This window comes from Geobacter sp. (genome assembly GCF_030834625.1).
Lineage (GTDB): Bacteria > Desulfobacterota > Desulfuromonadia > Geobacterales > Geobacteraceae > Geobacter.
Genome location: NZ_JAUQXO010000012.1, coordinates 18,045 through 38,875 on the forward strand (window position 1 = coordinate 18,045; position 20,831 = coordinate 38,875).

Genomic DNA, 20,831 nt, shown 5'->3' on the forward strand with positions numbered 1-20,831 from the left:
AGAGTATCAGTGGCCAAAGTATTAATCATAAAACTCGGCTATTCCGAAACACTGGATGGGGGAATCAGCAAGGTCACGAGTCTCGGTGACGTGCTGCGCACCACGGTGATTCTCTATCCCTTTGCCGGCGATCACGTAACCTGGCTGGTGGATGAAGCGGCATATCCGCTTCTGGAGGGAAATCCCCTCATCGACCGGATTCTCGTCTATAATCTCGATTCGGTCCTGCAACTGCAGCGGGAGTGCTATGACGTGGTCGTCAATCTGGAGAAGGTGCCGGGCATCTGTGCCCTGGCGGATTCCATCCGGGCCGCGAAAAGGTCCGGTTTCCGCTTCGACCGGCTGACGGGTGAGGCCGTGGCCCATGACGGCTGCGAGCGGGTATTTTCCCTCTGTAGGTCGGCGGAGCTGAAACGCCGGCACACGGGGAGCTGGCAGGAGTCGCTGCTGCAGATCGTGGGTGCGCGCTGGGAGGGGCAGGAGTATCTGCTCGGCTACAGGCCGAAGAGCGAAGAGGCGTTCGACGTGGGGTTGAACTGGGCGGTGGGCCCCAAGTGGCCGAACAAGGCATGGCCCCTGGAGCGGTGGGATGAGCTCAAGGGGCTGCTCGCCGGGCGATACCGTTACTCCATGCAGCAGGGGATGGATAACCTTCATGATTACATGGACTGGATCAACTCCTGCCGCCTCCTCGTGACGAACGACAGCCTGGGGCTCCACATCGCCGTTGCCCTGCGGAAGAAAGTGGTCGTGCTGTACGGCCCCACGAACCCGAACGAGACCTTCTTCTACGGCCGGGGAGAAGTGCTCTACCCCGACGTCGATTATGACTGCATCCCCTGCCTTCGCCCGGTATGCGGGCAGAGCAAACCCTGCCTTGACTTTATCCCCCCGGGGGCTGTGAAGGAAAGGATCGACGCTCTCCTCAACGGTGCCACATGCTGACCCGGCAGAAAATGGACTCGGTGCCCCAGTCGTCCAGACCAACCGTGCTGCTGATCAACCCGTGCTATGACAAGGCCGATGCACTTGGGCCGTTTTCCTCCCACATCAGCTCCCAGCTGCCCATGTCATTGGGCTTTCTTGCCGGGTATCTTCTGCAGAAGAATATCGGCGTGCATATCGTTGATGAGCAGCTGCGGCGCATCGACGAAGAGGATTTGCTGAAAGGTATTGAAGAACACGACACCAAGGTTGTCGGCATCTCCGTATTAACGCTCACGGCGCCCCGGGCGTACGAATTGGGAGCCTTCCTCAAGCGGAGCTGCCCATCCGTGAAGGTCGTCATGGGAGGGGTCCATGTGACCTTGCTCCCCGAAGAGCCCTTGGTGTCGGGGTGCGCCGATGTTGTGGTGCGGGGTGAGGGAGAGCTGACTCTCCATGAGCTTGTCGAGCGGATCCATGACGGCTTTCCCTATGGCGACATCCGGGGAATCTCCCGGATTGAAGACGGCCGGGTGATTCACGGCCCCGAACGGCCGATGATCGATGACCTGGACACGCTTCCCCCGTTCCCCTATCATCTGTTCGAGCCTCACCGCGAACGGTATCAATTCGGGAACATGCTGACCTCCCGGGGCTGCCCCTATGACTGCATCTTCTGCTCGCAACGGGCTGTGAGCGGCCACCGGTACCGGGCACGCTCGGCGGGGAAGATTTTCGAGGAGCTGGAGACCCTGGTTTTTGACTATGGGCAGGATTTTGTCTTCATCAATGACGACAATTTCGTGGTCGATAAAGACAATATCTACGCCCTGTGTGACCTGATCGACCGGAGGGAATTGCCCGAAAGGGTCAGGATCGGATTCCACGCCCGGGGCGATGCCCTGGATGCCCCGCTGCTGCGACGGATGAGAAATGCCCGTTTCGCCATTGTCATGATCGGATTTGAAACCGGATCGGAACGGATCATGACAATGGTCAGGAAAGGGGAGACTGTGCGCGAGATCGAGGAAGGGGTCAGGATCGCCAAGGAGTGCGGCATGGTCGTGGGGGGACAGTTCATCCTGGGATTCCCCACGGAGACCAGGGCGGAGTCCCTGCAGACCATCCGGCACGCCCTGCGTCTCCCCATCGATTTCACCCGGTTCAACCTTCTCCTCCCCTATCCCGGGACCGAGGTGTTCCGCATGCTGGAAGAGAGCGGCGGGACTCGCAGCCGGAACTGGGCCCATTACGCAACCCATGCCGGCCTTACGGGGAAAGTGATTCCCTACGTGCCCGAGGGGAGGAGCGCCTGGGAGCTCAGGCTCCTGCAGTGGTTCGCCCACCTCGCGTTTTTCCTCCGTCCCAAGCAGCTTCTGGACCTGGGGAACATGAAATATGCCACGGCGGGGCAGCTGCATCTTCCCGATCCGAAATCGTTCAGGGGCGCCCTCTCCCTGGCGGGTTTCATGACGCGCCTTCTGCTCTCCATGGTGCAGGGGCTGCTGAAGAAGAGACAGTCATGACCGACGCTTTCAGAATGGACAGCCACAAGCTGATGTTTCATCCCCGCCGGGTGGCCCGCTGGCTCGAAGAGGGGGATGTATATCCGCTCTACATGGAGATCTCCCCCTCGGGGGCCTGCAACCACCGCTGCTCCTTCTGCGCCCTGGATTATCTGGGATACGAGCCCCGCTTCCTCGACGCCGCCCTCCTCATGGAGCGACTCACGGAACTGGGGAGCCTGGGGGTCAAAAGCATCATGTACGGCGGGGAGGGGGAGCCGCTGCTCCACCGTGACATTGCGGCGATCGTCAATCACACGAAGCGGGTCGGGATCGACGTGGCGCTGACCACCAACGGCACGCTTCTCGACGCCGATCTGGTGGAACGGATCGCCGACAGTCTCAGCTGGGTCAGGGTGAGCCTGAACGCGGCCACGCCGGAGACCTACGGGGCGCTGCACCGAACAGGCCCCGATGACTTCGCCCGGGTCCTCGGCAACATCTCCGCCGCCGCGGCGGTAGTCCGCAGGCGCGGCGCCTCCTGCACGGTGGGTGTCCAGATGGTCCTCCTGCCGGAGAACGCCGGGGAGGCGGAGCAGCTGGCGGTCATGGTAAGGGACGCGGGGGCCGACTACCTGGCGGTCAAGCCCTACTCGCAGCACCACAAGAGCATCACCCGTCGTTACGAACAACTCGACTACACGCCGTACCTTCATCTCGGGGAGCGGCTGGAGCGCTATTCCACGGGCGGGTTCCGGGTGGTTTTCCGTGCCGGGGCCATGGGGAAAATGCACCGTGGCGACAGAGGGTACGGGCGGTGCCTGGCGCTTCCCTTCTGGTCGTACATCGATTCGGCCGGCACGGTCTGGGGGTGCAGTTCCCATCTCGGGGACGAACGGTTCCGGTTCGGCAGCATCGCCGACAGCACCTTCCGCGACATCTGGCAGGGAGAGCGCCGCAGGCGGTCAATGCGGGCGGTTGCCGACGGGCTCGATCTCGCCGGCTGCCGGACGGGCTGCCGCATGGATGAGGTGAACCGTTACCTCTGGGAGCTTGCCCACCCTGCGCCGCACGTGAATTTCATATGAGCAACGAGAACAGGCACAGCCATTACGCGGTCACCGTCGTCATGCCGGCCCTCAATGAGGAGGGATGTCTCGCCGCGAGCGTCGCCAACGTCCTAGAGAGCTTTTCCCGTTGCGGGATTGCCGGTGAGCTCATCATAGTCAACGACGGCAGCGGCGACGGGACCGGAACCCTTGCCGAACGGCTCCGGGGAGAGCATCCAGCCGTCATCGGCGTGATCCACCACGAAAGCCCCCGGGGTATCGGAGCCGCCTTCTGGGCCGGGGTGGAGCGGGCCGGGGGAGAGGCCGTCGTGATGATTCCGGGGGACGGGGAGAACGACGCCGGGGAAATCCTCGGGCATCTGCCGCTTTTGCAACGGGTGGACATGGTCGTCCCCTACGTCGGTAACCCCCAGGTGCGCACGCCGGCGCGCCGCCTGCTTTCGGCGCTCTACGGGAAGATCGTCAACCTCAGCTTCGGCCTGTCGTTAAAGTATCTGAACGGGACGGTCATGTACCGCAGGGAGGCCCTGCGGGGCATCGAGCTGAAAAGCGGCGGGTTCTTCTACCAGGCCGAGCTTCTCATAAAAACCGTGCGCCGGGGGTGCCGCTACGCCGAGGTTCCCTACCGGCTGAACAGGCGCCACGGGGGGGCCTCGAAGGCGACGACCTGGCGCGCCTTTGCCAGGGTGCTGCGGGCGTACGTGGCGATTTTTGCGGATGTGTATTTTGCGAGGCCCGGAAATGGGTGAGCGTCGCCCTACAACCGATCTTTCCTGCATTTCCCGGGAAATCCGGCGGGACATCATCGAGATGGCGCACCGCTCGAAAAGTCCCCACGTCGGCTCGGCCCTGTCGTGCGTCGAGATACTGGCCGCCCTCTACTTCGATCGGCTGCGGCTGGATGTCTGGGAAGAGCGTGACATCTTCATCATGAGCAAGGCCCACGCCGCCATGGCCCTCTACGCCACCCTCGCCGCCCGGGGAATCATCGGGCGGGAGCTGCTGGCCGGCTACTGCCGGAACGACGGGGAGCTGCCGGCCCATCTCGACCGGTTTTCCGCGCGGGGGGTGGAGGCCTCGGCCGGCTCCCTGGGGCACGGTTTCACTATGGGCCTGGGGATGGCGTACGGGCTGAAGAAGAGGGGAACCGGCCGCCGGGTGTACGCCCTCATGGGCGACGGCGAGTCCCAGGAGGGCTCCGTCTGGGAGGGGGCGCTCTTTGCCCCGCGCCTCGGGCTCGATAATTTCACCGCAATCATGGATTACAACAACCTCCAGGGATACGGGCGGCCCCGGGAGATCTGCGGCTTCGAGCCGGTCAGGGCCAAGTGGGAGGCCTTCGGCTGGCATGTCCAGGAGGCGGATGGCCATGATCCCCGGGCCCTGTGCGCGGCGCTCCGCGAGGAGACCCCGGGGAAGCCCCGGATCATCATCGCCCGCACCATCAAGGGGAAGGGGGTTTCCTTCATGGAAGACGAGCTTGTCTGGCACTACTACATCGTGACGGACGAGCACAAAGAGAAGGCCCTGGGTGAACTGCGATGAGAACGCGCTTTATCGATACCGTGGTCGGGGAGTGCGCAACGAGGGACGATCTCATGGTCCTGAGCGGCGATGCGGGGCTCGGGGTCTTTGACGGGCTGCAGCGGGATTTCCCCGACCGGTTCCTGAACCTCGGCATTGCCGAGCAGAACATGGCGGGCTTTGCCGCGGGAATGGCGCTCACGGGGTTCAAGGTCTTTGTCTACAATATCATCCCCTTTGTCCTGTACCGCTGCTACGAGCAGGTGAGAAACGACATCTGCCAGCAGCGGCTGCCGGTGGTCCTGGTCGGCACCGGGAGCGGCATAACCTATGCCCCGGCCGGCGTCTCCCACTACGCGGTGGAAGACATCGGCCTTGCCCGGACCCTGCCGAATCTGACGGTCATCTCCCCCGCCGATCCCCTGGAGGCGAAGGCCGCCGCGCGGTATGCCCTGACGGCCCGGGAGCCGGTCTATGTGCGGCTGGCAAAGAGCGGCGAGCCGACGCTCACCCCGGAGGAGGTCGACGACATAACTGCGCCCCGTGTCGTCAGGGAGGGCTCCGATATCGCCATTCTCTTCCACGGCTCCATTGCCGACGAGGTGGTTGCCGCCCGGGACGCTCTCGCGGCAGAAGGGGTGAGGCCCCTGCTCGTGTCGGTTCCCCTGCTGCAGCCGCTGCGGGGGGAGATGCTGCGGGAGCTGCTGAAGGGCATGAAGGGAGTCATCTCCGTGGAGGAGCACTTCGCGGACATGGGTCTGGGAGGGATCCTGAAGTGCCTCCACGCAACGGTTCGCCCCCCCTGGAACCTCCGGACCATGGGGGTCCCGGACCGGTTCATCCACGAGGTCTGCGACCGGGGGAGGATGAGGGAGCGCCTCGGCATCTCGTCCGCGGATATCGCCGCGGCGGTCCGGGAGAGGCACAGGGAGATCGCCCATGGCTAGGAGGCTGCTGCTGCTCGGCTCCACGGGGAAGATGGGGAGCGCGGTGCGGGAGGTTTTCGGCGACGGTTACGACGTCATCGGCGTCAGCAGCCGGGACTTCGATGCCGCCGACTCCGACCGCCTCACGGCCTTCATCGAAGAGACAAATCCCGATATCGTGGTGAATACGGTCGCCCATCTCGGCATAGATTCATGCGAGATGAACCCCGGCGCGGCCCACCGGCTGAACGCCCTCCTGCCGAAGCATCTGGCCGGGCTTTCCCGGGGAAAAGGCTATCTGCTCGTCCATTTCAGCACCGATGCGGTTTTTGACGACAACAAGGGGGATTTCTACCTCGAAAGCGACCAGCCGAACCCCCTCAACGTCTATGGCCTCACGAAATACGAAGGGGACCGGTTTGTCCAGGCCACCGCCGAGAGATACTTTCTGGTCAGGACCTCGATCCTCTTCGGCCAGGCTACCAGGCGGTCCCAATTCGTCGAGCGGATGCTTGTCCGGGCCGTGGAGGGCAACGCCCCCCTCAGGGTGGCCGACGACATTGTGCTGTCGCCCAGCCACGCGGAGGATGTTGCCCGCGAAGTCAGACGAATGCTGGAGGGATCATGCCCCTTTGGCCTTTATCATGTGGCGAACGAAGGAAAGGCGACGCTCTACGAGCTGATGGCGGAAGTCGTCGCCGGCCTGGGGCTGGATGTGCCGCTTGAACGGGCTTCTCACCGGGATTTTCCCGCCGTCGGCACCAAGAACACCCACACGCCGCTCGCGTCGGAGAAGATTCCCCCCCTCAGGCCGTGGCGCGAGGCGGTCAGGGCCTATTGCGAAAAAATGACGCCGGGAGTACACCAAGATGTTTAGGCAAATTCTCAATAACAGTCCCCTCCCCCCTGGCGGGGGAGGGTCAGGGTGGGGGGGAGCTAGCCATGAAATCAACAGAGTTGCAGCTTCACCCCCCCCCTAACCCCCTCCCGTCAAGGGAGGGGGAAAAGACTTTTTGCGAGGCCATCAACCGTGGCGGATAGATATCTGATGGATGGGCACAAACTCCACTGGCACCTGGACCGGGTGACCGCCTGGCTGAACGGTTATAGGATCGCTCCGCTCCATATCGACGTCGGGCTCAGCAAGGGGTGCACCATCAGGTGCTCGTACTGCTTCGGCGCCATGCAGGGAAACCTCTATGGGCGGGGCGTCGGGATTCATTTCCCCCGGGAGCCGCTCCTGCGCTACGTCAGAGAGGCCGGAGAAGCCGGCGTAAGGTCGATGGCATTCATCGGCGAGGCCGAGCCGCTCATGAATCCCCATGCCTGCGAGGCAATCGCCTGCGCGAAAAATGCGGGAGTGGACGTCGCCTTGGGGACCAACGGCATACTCTTCGACACCGGAGCTGCCGGAGAGGCTGCCCTGGAGCAGCTGAGCTGGCTGCGGTTCAACATAAGCGCAGCTTCGGACGATGCCTACCGCCGCATTCACGGCAGCGGCGATTTCGCCACCGTGCTGGAGAAGGTGCGCTTCTGCGTCGGGGTCAAGAGGAGAAACCGCCTTCCGGTCACCATCGGGCTGCAGATGGTGCTGACTCCCGAAACCATCGATCAGGCGCTCCCCCTGGCCTCCCTCGGGAAGGAGCTGGGTGTCGATTACCTGGTGATCAAGCAGTGCAGCGATTCCGTCGACAGCAGGCTCGGCGTCTTTGACCGCCTCGATGAATATGCCGGTTTTGCGGAGCGCCTCGAGGCCGCCGAGCGGATGGGTGCCGACGGGTACCAGGTCATCGTGAAATGGCGGAAGGTGACCAACGGGGGGCGAAGGAACTACGACTCGTGCCTCGGGGTGCCGTTTCTCCTCTATTCGAGCGGAGACGGAAAGCTCTACCCCTGCGGGGCGTTCTTCGACGGAAGCCGCGACGAGTTCTGCATGGGGGACCTCACCCGGCATTCGTTCCGAGCGATTCTGGATAGTCCGGCGTATTGGGAGGTCGTCGAGCGGATCAAGGGGATCGATGTGCACCGGGAGTGCTATTCCAACTGCCGGACCCATGCCGTCAACGAGTTCCTCTGGACGCTCCGCCACCCTCCCGAGCATGTGAACTTCATCTGAGGATGCCGTTACCCGTGAAGCCGATCCATCTGCCCGATTCCGTTAACTACGTGGCCGTGTTCCTGACGCTGGAGTGCAATCTCCGGTGTCCCTCCTGCATCAACCGGTTCGACCTCCTCGTTCCGGAGAGCAGCCGTCTTTCCGGCGAAGAGTGGGTAGAGGCCCTGAACCGCATCGTCTGCCGGGCCGACCTCCCCGTGACGCTCCAGGGTGGGGAGCCGACCCTCCATCCCGACTTCTTCCGCATCGTCAACGGCGTCGACCGGGCAACCCCCATGGACCTGCTGACGAATCTCCAGTTCGACCTCGCCTCATTCATGGGCGAGGTGCGGCCGGAACGGCTCAGGCGCGACGCCCCCTATGCGTCGATCCGGGTGAGCTATCACCCCGAGGTCATGGGGCTGGAAACCCTGGTCGACAGGGTGCTCGTGCTGCAGCGCGCCGGCTACAGCATCGGCATCTGGGGGGTGCTCCACCCCGCGCGCGAGGGGGAGATGGCCGCGGCCCGCGAATACTGCGCCGCGCGGGGCGTGGATTTCCGGACCAAGGAGTTTCTCGGCGAGCACAACGGGACGGTACACGGAACATTCCGGTACCGCGGCGCCTGCGACAGGAAGGGGGCGGAGCATGTCCAGTGTCGGACATCGGAGCTCATCATCGGTCCCGACGGCGCGGTCTATCGCTGCCACAGCGATCTGTACGCCGGGATGGCGCCGGTGGGAAACATCCTCGATCCCGGTTTCCGGTTCGAGGACCGCTTCCGCCCCTGCCACCGCTTCGGTTACTGCAATCCGTGCGATGTGAAGGTGAAGACAGACCGGTTCCAGAGTTTTGGGCATACCTCGGTGGAGATCCTCCCACCAGGGGCATGTTCGCTTAAAAGAACTGAGTGAGAAATTAATTATATTAATCTTTTTCAATACATGCCCGCAGGCCCGCCCCTCTCATTAACTTGGCACCTCTCTTGCCATATAACTAACCAGCAGTCCCAAATAACAAAACCGTTTTTCACCCGAGTGGATACGCTGAAGGCTATACCTTGAGTAATTCAGGAGGGTTGAACCCGCTCCGAAATGATGGGCTGTGTGCGGGATTTCAGTTAATTGACACCAGCTTACGGTGATTTGACGTTTGGGTGCCGATTTTTTCCCATGGAGGGGATGGGTCGGGATGTTGGTGAGCTCACCATGAAGATGCGACGTGGGGGTAGTCATGGGTACGGAGAATAGAACGAAACGAACCTCTGGCGCAGTACTGGTGCTGGCGGCCTTTACGGCCTCGCTGGCGCTGGCTCTCGTCGTCTTTTGCGGCACAGGCTCTGTTCATGCCGGCACCATCACTAGCTGCTCCGGCTGCCACGGCATGCCGCCGGTCGATGCCGCCTACCGCAACATCTCCACCGGGCAGTTCGGGGGAACCCATACCACCCATTCCTGGGCTTCCGGCGGCGCCTCCAACTGCGGCAAATGCCACCGGATGCCCTCCACCAACTATCATCGCAGCGGCAGCATCAATTTCGTCAGCAACCTCAATAATTCGCCGCAGCAGGCCCGGTACCGGAACATGACATCCGTTCCCCATACTGCAACGCCGGTTTTCGGCACCTGCTCCAACGTCAACTGTCACTTCGAGGCAGCCACTCCCCAGTGGGGCGGAGCGCTCTTTAGTTCGCCGGCGGACTGCAACAAGTGTCACGGCGCTCCGCCGAGCGGCGGGGCATCGGGTGCGGCCGGCAGCCATGCCAAGCATGACCAGTACTATACCGGCGTCGTCAACTGCCAGAAGTGCCATTCAAACAACACAACCTTTCAGCATGCCACCAGTGCGGGGCATCGGAATCTGAACATCAGCTTCGCAGCCGCTCCCAACAACGGCAGCGGCGCGTATTCCGGCGCGCTTAACGATTACCTGCCGAGCCAGACCAATGGGTTCGGCACCTGCACCAATCTGTACTGCCACAGTGACGGCCGGAAAACCATGGGTACCTACTCGACGGTCACCGTCCCGACCTGGGGGACCCCTTTGCCGGTCAACTGCACGGGCTGTCATAAGTCCGACAACGCCTCCGGTATCATCATGGCCTCCGGCAGCCACGGCAGGCATGTCAATGCAACCAGGCTCTACACCATCGGCTGCACTAAGTGCCATGCCTCCACCGTCAACGGCGCCATGACGATTTCCGGCACCTCCGCCCACGTCAACGCCAAGGTCAACATCGCGTTCAACAGTCTCACCACTGCCTCCGGCGGCACCTATGGCGGCCAGGCGACCCCCTACGCCAAGGACCCCGGTACCGCCTACGGCCAGTGCAACAACGTCTACTGCCATTCCAATGTTCAAAACGAAGGCGGAACCGGCATCACCTACCGGCAGCCCACATGGGGCAATGCGGGAAGCGGCGCGTGCGGCACCTGCCATGGCACCAGCCACAGCTTCGCGGCTGAGATCACATCAGGCAGCCACACCAAGCACCTCACCTCAACGGTCTATACCGGCACGATGCGCTGCGTGATCTGTCATAATGTCGGCGGACTGGCGTTTGACGGCAACTGTAACAACTCGTGCCACAACACGACATCAAAGCATACTGACGGCAAGGTAGATCTTGTGTTCCCTTCGAATTTTGGTGCCTCGGCCGCTTACAACGGCACCGCCCGGCCGGGCGACGGCTACAACACCTGCTCCAATATTTCCTGCCACTTCAGTACCACCACACCGTCCTGGGGAACGTCAACACCGATCGGCTGCGTCGGCTGCCATACCCTTGCCGTACTGCTGGCCAGTGGCTCCCATGCCAAGCATATCAGCGCGACCGTCGCTCCAACCATGTACAACTACACCGCCAACCGCTCGACAGCGGGCGAATACGACTTCGGCTGTTCCAACTGCCATCCGCTCAGTTCAGCAAACCACTACAACTCGGTTGTCAATGTGACCCTCAAGAAGGATGAAGCCGGGGTAGGCACCCTTCGCGCCAAAAACAGCGCCACCGCGATCGGAATCAATGTCGCCAGCAGCGGCATTACCGGCACATCGAAATCCAGTATCAGATGTTCGATGGCCTACTGCCACAGTAACGGCAACGCCGACAACCTGATCTATGCCACCACGCCCGACTGGTACGGCGGCAGCTTCACCGGCGACCGCTGCGCCAACTGCCACGGCAACGCCCCCAACAGCACCATCGCCGGCTCCAAGTCCCACTACAATAACAGATTCCTTGGCTACACCAGCACACCCGGCGGCCACCAGATGGGCATCCATGCCATGGGTATCTACAGCAGCCCGAGCGCTCTCGCCCTGGCGGGTACCGGCGGGCGGAGCAGCCACGGCAATGGGGCCACCGCCACCACCATCAGCTGTAACATCTGCCATTACCAGACCGTCACCACTGCCCGCAATGATGAGAACGTGGTTTGCAAGACCTGTCACTATGCCGGCAACACCGTGGGCGCCCAGACCGGAAACCTGGCTGCCATTGGGGATAAGTCGAAGCATGCCAACGGAACGGTCGACGTGTCCTTCCAGCCGGTCACCATGCTCTCCAAGGCCCAGGTCCGTCAGAAGTACTTCATAACCCATGCTTACAGCAGTGTCTGGAAGCGCAATGTCGGCTACAAGGTCTCCGGGTCCCACGACTCGGCCAAGACGCCGTTCGACACCGCCACCATGTGGGACGGCTCCACCAAGACCTGCTCCAATATCGCATGCCACAACGGCAACAGCGTGAAATGGACCGACAACAACGGCGTCACCGAATGTATCAGCTGCCACGGGTCGCTGTAGGGGCAATACATGTAGGGGCAATTCATGAATTGCCCCACGCTGAAACGATACTTTCCATTTACTGCACGAGGTAACCTCTATGGGAACGACACTTGCCAGGAAAATCAGGGGAATGAGTTGGTGGACGAAGATCGGCATCGTCTTCATGCTGCTCACGGGCATCCTCGTCTACCAGGGAGTGTTCCAGCCTCAGCTGCTGAACTCGGCCACCAAAACCTATTATTTCACCCTCGACAGTTCCTCGGTCAACCTGGGGGCGGATGGAACAACCTCCACGTCTACTTCCACTACGCCCAACAAGAAAATATCCATGAAGACGGGGGTCTACGCCTCTTCCCGCTACGTTACCGCCGCCTCCAATACGACTGCGCAGACCATGCTCAGGGTCTACGGTCCGGCTTACGCCACCAAGCAGACCGTGACCGCGCCGGCGGTTACCATCGGGATGCGCGACCGCAACGGCACCTCCAACACCATCAACTGGTGGGCGGAAGTCTATGACTACAACCCGTCCGGGGCGGCCAACAACGGCGTGCTGCTCTGGACCTCAAACACCGTCGAGGCCCATCCGTCGGTCCAGACTCCCCTGGAACTGCCATTCACTGGTGTCAATCTTCTGCCCAAGGACATCGACCCCGGGCATCGCCTGAAGATCGTCATCAAGTGTCAGATGGCCAGCACCGCCTCCTCGGCCCGCCTCTACTGGGGCAACTCCACCAACTATTCCTTCTTCACCGTGACCGAGGCCAACTACGTCGCCAACTCCCTGACCGTCACCAATCTGGGCGACTATTACAGCGGAGGACTCACCAACGTTGTCCAGGGTGACAACAACGTGGCCATGCTGAAACTCGACATGTACTCCAACGTCGGCGGCGGCGCCACCTGGAGCGGCGGCAAGCTGGACAGGATCGGCACCAACACCAGTGTCTACCTCAACCCTGACGAGCCGGGCGACGTTTCCTTCGACATCTACAAGGACGCCGACAACGACGGCCTGTTCGATGCCGGCGACACCCTGATCGGCGGACCGTACACCTTCAACCAACTGACGGGGCAGACCTACACCCTGACGACAGCCCAGACCATCACGACCACGCCGCAGCGCTACTTCATCGTCTACGACATCCTCCGCACCGCCACTCCCTCCACCACGGTGGGGGCGCGCATTGTTGACGGCAGTTATTTCACGGTTACCGGCGCCGCGGGGGGGGTGCAGAACGTTGCCAGCACCTCCTCATCTACCCCCAACATCCAATACGGCGGCGTTGCCGTCTCGAAAGTCTACAAGGCTGACTGGGATTCGGGCATGTCGCTGGCTGGCATTTCCGAGTCGGGCGGGCCGGCGGTCACCGATTCGAACTGTATCGTCAGGACCACCGCGGGATCGGGCTTCCCCCTGGTGGGCCTGCTCAACTACCCGGCCCACAGCTGCACCAGTGTCGCCGGACAGGGGTATTCAACCACCACGGCCCAGAGCGATTTCGTCAGGCTCTATTTCGGAGGTGCGGGGTATCCTTCGGAAATGAAGACCATCAAAGGGACCTCATTCACCTGTCGGGTCTACACCCCCTCCGGCGGCGGCACCGTCACCCTGCAGCTCTTCTATGTCACGGCCGGTGGAGTGCGGGTCAACGCGCCGATCACCTCCCGATACATCACAACCAACTCCATCAACCAGGCGGTCACCATCTCCCTGGCAGGGCAGGACTTCAGCAATGTTCCCCAAGGGGCGCGGCTCGGCATCCAGATCGGTGTCACCAACAACATGCGCATCGGCCTCGGCACCGCCAACGGCATGACCGGCAGCTCCAACGGAGCCAACCTGACCGTCCAGGAAACAGCCGCCGAGAACGAGAACGTTGATGTGGGCAATGGCGTGACCATCCCCAATGCCAACGTCTATGCCTCCGACACCGGCAAGGTGCTCAACGCCTTCACCCTGAACTCCGCCAAGCCCAAGACTGTCACCGGCATCACCGTGACCGGCAATGCCCTGTTCAACAGCACCAACATCAAGAACGTGCGGCTCTATGCCGACGCGGGAACCATCGGGGTCGTCGATGGCGAAACACCCATTGGCACGCTTCCCGGTTCCAGCATCAGCGGCAACAGCATAAGCTTCACCGGTCTCTCCCTGGCTATCACCCCCACGGTCAGGCGCTACCTGGTTTCCGTCGATATCGCCGACACCCCCAACGTCAACGTGATCGTGAAGGCCCTGGTCAGTGGACTTACCGTCGCCGCCACGGGTACCATGGGGAACAACACCGACAACACCTCGGCGACCCTGACCATTCAGCCGACCACCACCCTGACCGACGGCGCGGCGGAGCCCCCCGGCGCCATCATCAACGCCTCCGCCGCCGCCACGAGGATCAACGCCTTCGGCATCAAGACCAACGGCGGGCTCAACGATCAGATCAACACCGTCACCGTCACCCTCAGCACCACCTCCGCCCTGCCGGCCGATCACGTGGTTTCCGATTTCGTGGCAAAGGTGGAGATCGTCAACAGCGCCAATACGGTCGTCCACGGCACCCTGACATCGCCGACCACCGCTGACAACTGGCAGGTTTCCACCACCGGCCTCAGCGCCACGGCCGGAACCACAGAGTGCTACGTTCGCGTCACCCCCAAGAACAACCTTGGGGGGACTTACGTGGTGAAGGCTTCCGTAACCTCCCTGACCCATCTGAGGACCATCAACAGGCTTATCCTCGGCGACGATGACACCAGCGCCGAGATCACCATGGACGGCGCCCCTCCCGATGAGGCCGGCAATTTCACCGCGTCAACCGCCTCGAACGCGCCCGCCATCAACCTGAACTGGGACCCTTCGACCGATGCCAGCGGCAGCGCCGTCACCTACACGGTGGTCAGGGGGCTGGGCAACGCCCCGGTGCCCAAGAACTGCACGCCGGTGGCCGGCAAGGTGTTCCTCGTGCACCAGGGGGCCGACCCCGCCGGCAACCCGGATGTCTATAACAACGGCCTCGAAGAGGGGCAGAGCTACGGCTACCGGATCTGCACCGACGATGCAGTGGGCAATAGGAGCGTTGGTGTCACCGCCCACACCACCGCCGGCATCATCAACCGCTGCAGTGAGGCGCCTGAATTGACCATCAACCCGAGCGCCACCTATATCAAGGGGGGGGAGACGAAGCAGCTGACCGTGGCGGTCACCAACAAGGATACCGGCACCTGCGGAAGCGCCAGCACCTTCCAGCTCTCCATCGTCGGCACCCCGAACACGACCGATTTCGATCCGGTGACCTTTTCGGCCAACAACTTCGTCCTGCCGACCAACGGCGGCTCCAAGTACCTCAAGCTGAACATAACCGCCAAGGCGGGAGCCCCCCAGATGGCGGAGAATCAATTCTCCGTCAAGGTTGACAAGACCGGCGCCTCTGCCGCCACCGTCCAGTATCCGGATCCGGTCCATGTGGTTGTCAACAAGTACGGCACCATGATGCACAGCAGCATGCAGCTCGGCACCACCAAGTTCGGCCAGTGGGGGACGGAGTATACCTGCGCAACCTGCCATTCCCCCAAAGAGACATCCAACATCAAACGGGTCAATGAGGTCATCGCCACACCCACCGGAAACCGTCCGGTGGTGTTCACCACGGTCTCCTCCTCCCAAGCTGTCACCACCGGCGTCATGGGCAACGACCTGCGCGTCGGCACCACCAGCACCAACGTCTGCGAGGTCTGTCACCACAACGCCCGGTTCCACCAGTACAGCTCCAGCAAGGTTGCCTGGAACACCCACAACAACAGCAGCGACTGCATGCGCTGCCACGACCATCGCATCGGGTTCAAGACCTTGGCCGACGGCCTCTCCTGCACCGACTGCCACGGCAACCCCCCTGCTGAAAAGTCCCAGCTGGTGGTTCCGCCCACCAACGTCCTCTACCCCTACGTAACCGGGGACGATGCCGGCGCCCATCCCAAGCATGCCGCGCGCAACGTGAAGTGCCAGGCGTGCCACAGCAACGGCAACCACCTGACAAGCGCCCAGCCGAACATGACGCTGAACATGGGCTTCAACGTCTGGAGCAGCACCTACCCGGGCTTCCAGAACAGCACCAACACCGGCATCTTCAAATCCGTAACCCCAGCCAACGACTATGTCTACCAGGCCGCCGCCGGGACGGACATCCAGCCGGCCTTCGACAAGATCATGACCTGCAGCGTTTATTGCCACGGCTACTGGAACGGCAGCTACACCGCCAGCGGCGGCTATAACACCGAACCGGCCTGGAGCGGCATCACCCAGACAGGCTGCAGCTCCTGCCACGGCGCCGAAGGCGCGAACCCCCCGCCATCGGGCAGCCACAGCAAGCATGCCGGCACGGTGCAGGGGTACGGCAACGGCATCGCCTGCGCCGTCTGCCACGGCTACCGCAACTACTCCAGCGGTTCGTCGCACCTCAACGGCTCGGTGGAGTGGGATCTCTCCACCATATCGCCGTCCGCCGCGTACAAGGGGCTCAACAAGGGCGAGACCGGCCTTATGGCCCCCACGAATCCGGCCAGCTACGGCAGCTGCGCCACCCTCTACTGCCACAGCAACGTCCAGTCCGCGGGTGGCACCGCCGGTCCCAGTTCCTACAGATCCGTAACCTGGGGAAGCACCGTCACCTGCGGTGACTGCCACACCCATTCCGATGTCGGCCCCCCCCATAACAGCGGCGGCCACAGCCAGCATACGGCTCCGGGCGTGACCGGGTTCGACTGCCGCATTTGCCACGGCAGCGGCGGCGACGCCAACTCCCTGAACCACGCCAACAGCAAAATCGATTTCAATTTCAGCGGCCTGGGCAACAACACCGTCTACTCCTACGGCGCCATCAAGACGCCCGGCTCGGCCCCCTTCGGCACCTGCGCCACCAGCAACTGCCACGGCCGCGCAACCATCGCCTGGGGCCCCTCCACCGCCACCCCCCTGTGTGAGAAATGCCACACCACCAATCCGTCGCCGGCCGGCTTCTACGCCACTACCGGGCCCAGCGGCACCAAATCCAAGAACGATCCGTACGTGGGGGCCCACTTCCAGCACATCACCTCCATGCCGTACAAGTACTCGGCCAAGCTGGACTGCAACCAGTGCCACATCACGCCGACCGGCCCCTATTCTCCGGGCCACATCGACAATGCCCTGTCGGCCGAGATCAACTTCAACAACATGAGCTCCCTGGCCAACCGGGGGGTCCAGAACGGTTACTCCAGCGCCGCCCACCAGCCTTCCTACGACTACGGCGCCAGGCAGTGCAGCAACATCTGGTGCCACGGCGCGGGAATGAACTCCAACGAGGGGACCGGCCCCTACGGCTCCGCCGTGGATGACGGGGGCGCACTGGGAACCCCCGCGGTGGCCGTCTGGAACTCGCCGTACCTTACCGGCGTCGGCGCCAATGACTGCGTCAAGTGCCATTCGCTGCCGCCGGCGGCGCCCAAGTCGGGCTACGAGCATTTCGACGACGATACCGGCGCACCCTACGCCCTCAACAAGTGCACCAACTGCCACCGGCACCTCAATGCGAATGCCACCGGCTTCAGCAACCCCAATCTGCACGTCAACGGCATCATCGACAGCTGCAACGTCTGCCACGGCCGGCCGCCGGTGGACGACGACACCATGACGAAGCCCGCCATCGGCGCCCTCTCCTCGGGCATGGTCGGCGCCCACCAGGCCCACCGGCTCAACCCGGCAATCGGCAACGACTGCGGCGCCTGCCACTACAACTACGCCTACGACATGCCGAGCCACAAGCTGGAGATCGGTTTCCGCGCCTACGGCAACCGGGTCACCAGGGGCGTGTTCTGGGGGATGACCACCCTCCCCAGCGTCGGCTATTCGCAGCCCATCGTCTACTTCTCCACCTGGTCCAGCACCAAGGTGCGCCGCACCAGCGATCTCACCAAAGTAAACACCTGCGAGAACCTCTACTGCCACGGCGGCGGCACCAGCACCCTTGCGGAGCTTGGGGGCGGCACCAATGTCAAGCCCAACTGGGAGGGGGGCCCCTCCCAGGCAAACTGCGGCAGTTGCCACGGCGTCGACGGCACCACCTACCGCGCCAGGGGATCCCACGGCGCCCACGTGGGCACCGGCTTCGGCGAGCCGAGGCTTGCCTGCAACAACTGCCACGGCATCAAGGAAAACAACTACCACGTGGACGGCAAGGTGGAGTGGGAGTTCTACTCCACCGCCAAGCGGCTGAACGAAATTCCCGGCTATAACAACGTCGGCTACAAGCCGGCAGGCGGCTCCTCGTTCGCGGCCAGCGGCTTTGTCAATAATCTGGCACCCAGCGCCGCCTGGGGCAGCTGCCAGGTCTACTGCCACAGCGACGGCAGGGGCACCTACGCCAGCCCGGCGCCCGTCTGGGGCGGGGCTCCCATGAACTGCGGCAGCTGCCACAAGAACCAGACCTCGGTCGGCCAGTTCAGCGGCAGTCACCAGAAGCACTCCGCCAGCTCCGCCAACGGTGGGTACGCCATCGAGTGCTCCATCTGCCACTACGGCTCCGGCTCCGGCAACCCCCTCCATGTCAACGGCACCTTCGACATCGCCTTCAACACCACCGTCGTGGGCGTGGCCGCCACCTATGACAGCGCCACCAAGAAGTGCTTCAGCATCCTCTGCCACGATTCCACGGTTGCGACTGGTCCGACCTGGAACGTACCTGCCACGGGCAACTATGACACCGGCACCTACAAGCCCACCTGCATCGGCTGCCACAGCGGCGAGGTGGGTGGACGCACCGCCGTTGCCCCGCAGTTTGCCGGCGAGTCCCACCACATACAGAAAGTGGCCATGAGCAACAGCTACTGCTACCCCTGCCATATGGAGGCCAGCAACTCAGCGGGCGTCGTCAACGCCACCTACCACGACCGGACCGCCAGCAAGCCGGTGGATCTGGTCATCTGGGGTGCCGGCGCCCGCGGCGCCGTCTTCACCAAGTATTCGTCCAACGGCAGCGCTGCCCGCAAGCGGACGGAATACGCCAAGATCAACAATCACTGCATCGGCTGCCACAGCACCAAGAACGACGCCACGCAACCCTTCAGCACCACCGGCGACACCAGGACGCCGAAAGCCTATGCGTGGGACAACAGCAGCATCTTCAACCGGTACAGCTCCATCGCCACCACGCCGTGGGGCAAGTACACCGATGCCGCTTCAACCAATATCAACAACAAAAACACCCTCAACAAAGCCTACTCCGCCCATGGCAACGCCACTGGCAACCAGCGCGGCTGGGCCGTCGGCAACGAAACGAACGGCGAAACCTACACCAACACGGCCAATGGCGCCGTCAACGTGCTCTGCTACGACTGCCACAACTCCCACGGCACCACCGCCACCGGCGTCATGAGCAGCTACTCCAGCGCCACGGGCCGTTATAAGGGCGGCATCCTCAAGTCCACCGTCAACGGCGTGGGCGGCTACAGCGCCGACTACACCCCGACTGCGGGCGGCAGTTCGGCCGCGCCTGACAAGAACGTATATAATGCGGGTGCCGCCCTCTGCTTCGACTGCCACAACAATAAAACGTCGTCTTCTGTCATGCCGTGGGGCTACAACGACACCTTCGGCGCCACCCAGTCCATCTACGGCTACAACGACAAGCCATACTTCGGCAACTACTCTGCCTTTGCGAATACCCGGACCTACGCGTACAAGAACCTCAACCCCGACAACAAGGGTGGCCACTTCGGCGCTTCTTCAAGCCTCACCACCACCGTTGACAAGCAGATCAACGGTCTCTGCACTCCGTGCCACGATCCCCACGGCGTCAGCAAGAACGCAAGCTACGTGAGCAACCGGGCCTATGGCGTACCGCTACTCAAGGGGACCTGGCTCACCTCGCCCTACTTGCAGGATGTTGCCCCGGCGAATACCAATGAAGCCAGGGGTGGAACAAACCAAGAAAGTACTAACGGAACAACCGGCGGCCAAGCGAACCGGCCTGCCCGTCAGCTGGTCGGGAGTACCCCGGTCTACCGTATCGACCAGAACACCTTTGCCGCTGAAGTTACCGCATCCATGCCGAACTTCGGATCCGCACAGACCGCCAGGAGCTGGACAAAGACTGCCACCAACTGGATCACCGAAACTGATACTACCTTTGCCGGCCTCTGCACGAACTGCCATAACAAGGCACAGCTTGCGCCAAAAGCGGGACAGGCAGTGGCGCCGGACGCCTGGAAGTCAATGAGCAGGATTCACGGTACGGTAAAGGGGTGGTCGACGACCAATGGTGCCACCAACGGCAACAATGCGACGGCCGGAGTGAACAAGATGCACAACTTCAGCTGCTCCAAGTGCCATGCGCCCCATAACTCCAGACTGCCCAGATTGACAGTTTCCAACTGCCTTGACTTCAAGCACCGGGGTAGGGTCGCCTCAACGGGAACCGTCAGTGCTGCCGCCACTACTTCCAACTCCAGTGGGCTGGCCGCTACACCGGGCAGCGGCAACCACTATGTCCTCGGACAGAGCGGGCGGGGCAGAGGCAAGTTCCCGATCGGCGGCGGCATGTACTTCAAGAACGACACCAAACAGCAGAACCCCGGCACGGGCGCTGCCGTGCCGTACAAATGGTTCTTTGGTCATGTCAACACGACGCCAACGGTCAATACGTGCCACGATACCGCCACTGGAGGCGGAACGAGCGGTTATCCCAACAATATGCTGTGGAATACCAAGACACCCTGGTAGTAATTTGGAATCTGCTGCCCATTGCATCGAAATAACGATGCGGAAAGGAGAAGAACGGTGAAGAAGCGTACCTATATCAAACCCCGTGTTGTTGGCTCGGCGAATGTGCATCCCTGCTGACCCGAAAAGGTAGTGCTCATAACAAAGGTGAGGCCGTGCCACAGGTCTCACCTTTGTTGTTTGTGACGGTTGCGGGCCTCAATTGCCAGGGACGGCGATCTTCCGGATCGTCCAACGCCTTATTTC

Annotated in this window: 11 protein-coding genes; all 11 read left to right on the forward strand. The window is 62.4% G+C overall.

Features of this window, described 5'->3' with window-relative positions; translation table 11 throughout:
- Positions 1-9: 9 nt before the first annotated feature.
- The 11 genes from RCH91_RS02300 (at position 10) to RCH91_RS02350 (ending at position 20,585) form a co-directional block, all read left to right on the forward strand.
- Positions 10-945 (forward strand): glycosyltransferase family 9 protein, encoded by a 936-nt coding sequence (locus RCH91_RS02300; protein WP_306532914.1) that lies wholly within the window; start codon positions 10-12, stop codon positions 943-945.
- Positions 939-2,450, forward strand: coding sequence for a B12-binding domain-containing radical SAM protein (locus tag RCH91_RS02305; RefSeq protein ID WP_306532915.1), 1,512 nt, complete (start codon positions 939-941; stop codon positions 2,448-2,450). The genes RCH91_RS02300 and RCH91_RS02305 overlap by 7 nt, the downstream gene beginning before the upstream one ends.
- The gene (locus RCH91_RS02310) at positions 2,447-3,517 is read left to right on the forward strand and encodes a radical SAM protein (RefSeq protein ID WP_306532916.1); all 1,071 of its coding nucleotides are present in this window, start codon (positions 2,447-2,449) and stop codon (positions 3,515-3,517) included. The genes RCH91_RS02305 and RCH91_RS02310 overlap by 4 nt, the downstream gene beginning before the upstream one ends.
- Positions 3,514-4,248 (forward strand): glycosyltransferase family 2 protein, encoded by a 735-nt coding sequence (locus tag RCH91_RS02315; RefSeq protein WP_306532917.1) that lies wholly within the window; start codon positions 3,514-3,516, stop codon positions 4,246-4,248. Before RCH91_RS02310 ends, RCH91_RS02315 begins: the two co-directional genes overlap by 4 nt.
- Positions 4,241-5,044 carry a transketolase gene (locus tag RCH91_RS02320; protein ID WP_306532918.1) on the forward strand — a complete coding sequence of 268 codons (804 nt, stop codon included), beginning with the start codon at positions 4,241-4,243 and terminating at the stop codon, positions 5,042-5,044. Before RCH91_RS02315 ends, RCH91_RS02320 begins: the two co-directional genes overlap by 8 nt.
- Positions 5,041-5,970 (forward strand): transketolase family protein, encoded by a 930-nt coding sequence (locus RCH91_RS02325; RefSeq protein ID WP_306532919.1) that lies wholly within the window; start codon positions 5,041-5,043, stop codon positions 5,968-5,970. The genes RCH91_RS02320 and RCH91_RS02325 overlap by 4 nt, the downstream gene beginning before the upstream one ends.
- Positions 5,963-6,826, forward strand: coding sequence for an NAD(P)-dependent oxidoreductase (locus tag RCH91_RS02330; RefSeq protein ID WP_306532920.1), 864 nt, complete (start codon positions 5,963-5,965; stop codon positions 6,824-6,826). The genes RCH91_RS02325 and RCH91_RS02330 overlap by 8 nt, the downstream gene beginning before the upstream one ends.
- Positions 6,827-6,997: 171 nt before the next feature.
- On the forward strand, positions 6,998-8,065 hold the full coding sequence (locus tag RCH91_RS02335) for a radical SAM/SPASM domain-containing protein (RefSeq protein ID WP_306532921.1): 1,068 nt from the start codon (positions 6,998-7,000) through the stop codon (positions 8,063-8,065).
- 14 nt (positions 8,066-8,079) lie between these two features.
- Positions 8,080-8,958, forward strand: coding sequence for a radical SAM/SPASM domain-containing protein (locus RCH91_RS02340; RefSeq protein WP_306532922.1), 879 nt, complete (start codon positions 8,080-8,082; stop codon positions 8,956-8,958).
- Between the two features lie 319 nt (positions 8,959-9,277).
- Positions 9,278-11,851, forward strand: coding sequence for a CxxxxCH/CxxCH domain-containing protein (locus tag RCH91_RS02345; protein WP_306532923.1), 2,574 nt, complete (start codon positions 9,278-9,280; stop codon positions 11,849-11,851).
- 79 nt (positions 11,852-11,930) lie between these two features.
- Positions 11,931-20,585: a CxxxxCH/CxxCH domain-containing protein gene (locus tag RCH91_RS02350; protein WP_306532924.1), complete on the forward strand. Its 8,655-nt coding sequence runs from the start codon at positions 11,931-11,933 to the stop codon at positions 20,583-20,585.
- The last annotated feature ends 246 nt before the right edge of the window (positions 20,586-20,831 follow it).